Consider the following 1,511-nt stretch of genomic DNA (forward strand, 5'->3'; position numbering starts at 1 on the left):
GGGCTTGAAAAACCTCCTTTTTCGTACTGGGAAACCCAGTTATATATGTTTGCACTCGAGACGTTAAACTCCTTAGATGTCTTAGCAGCTCCGTGTTCTTTGTAGTAATTTATAATGTACCCCAATTTTAGGACAAAGTTTATAAGTAAAAACTTATTATCTTCATTTTAAAATAATACAAAAGTGAAAAAACGAAACAGGCGCAACTACGATGAGACTTTCAAAGCAAAAGTTGTTTTGGAAGCACTGAAGGAGCAAAAGACCTTAGCTCAATTAAGTAGTGAATTTGACTTGCACACCACTCAAATAGGAGAATGGAAGAAACAAGTGGTGAGCGGAATCCCAAGTTTGTTTTCGGGCAAGAAACCCTTAATTTCAGAAGAAGAGAAAGAGGAATTGACGGGGCCACTGTACCAGCAAATAGGGTAGCTTAAAGTGGAGTTGGATTTCTTAAAAAAAAGATTGCGGAAGAATCCATAGGTCTATAGCTGGTGAAAAGAAAAAAGATGATTCAAGTAAATGACCTTGATGTAAGTCTTGCTCGCCAGTGTGATTTATTAGGTTTCAGCCGCTCAAGTTATTATTATAAACCTAAGGGAGAATGTCTTGAAAATTTGTTGCTAATGAAAGCAATTGATGAGCTATATACGAAACATCCGTTCTATGGAGCAAGACGAATCGCCGTTAATTTGCCCGATATGTTTCAACCAATTAACGTAAAAAAAGTACGCAGATTGATGAAATTGATGGGTATCGAACGGGACCGCCCGTGCGGCCATTTATCCTAAAGCTAACCTGTCAAAGCCAGATTCAGAACATAAGATATTTCCCTATTTATTGAGGGATAAAAAAATTGAGAAAGTCAATCAGGTATGGTCAACTGACATTACTTACGTTCCGATGGAACAAGGTTTTTTGTACTTATGTGCTATTGTCGATTGGTATTCTCGCTTTATTTTATCGTGGGAACTATCCAATACTTTAACAACCGATTTTTGTTTGAGAGCTTTAAATGATGCACTGAAGAATGGGCAAAAGCCTGAAATTTTCAATACCGATCGCACAGGCGACCCCGCAAGGAAGTCAATTTACTTCTAAGGATTTTGTCAATGTACTGCTTGAAAACAAAATCAGTGTATCAATGGATGGAAAAGGAAGAGCATTGGACAATATTTTTGTCGAAAGATTTTGGAGAACCATCAAATATGAAGATATTTATTTGAAAGAATACAAGGATGGAAAAGCACTTTTCGAGGAGCTTTTTAGTTATATCCAATTCTATAACCACGAAAGAAAGCACCAATCTCTGTCATATCTGACTCCAAATCAGGTTTTCAATGAGCGAATAAGTGTATGCAAGAATAGTACAATTTCAACTAAAATATAGTACATTTACCCGTTTTAACTATTTTGTCCAATTAACGGGGTACACCATAATTCACTATGGTCAGTTTTTCCTCCTGACTCCATGATTTTTGATGCTTTCCCATTGAATCACAAATTTAAAAGTT

The 1,511-nt window shown here is 36.4% G+C and carries 1 pseudogene; it reads left to right on the top strand.

The features are described from left to right. Positions 1 to 183 precede the first annotated feature (183 nt). Positions 184 to 1,387, top strand: a pseudogene (locus AC23P2_RS31005) (IS3 family transposase). Positions 1,388 to 1,511 lie beyond the last annotated feature (124 nt).

The sequence above is a fragment of the Runella sp. R0.1_18 genome (assembly GCF_057652155.1).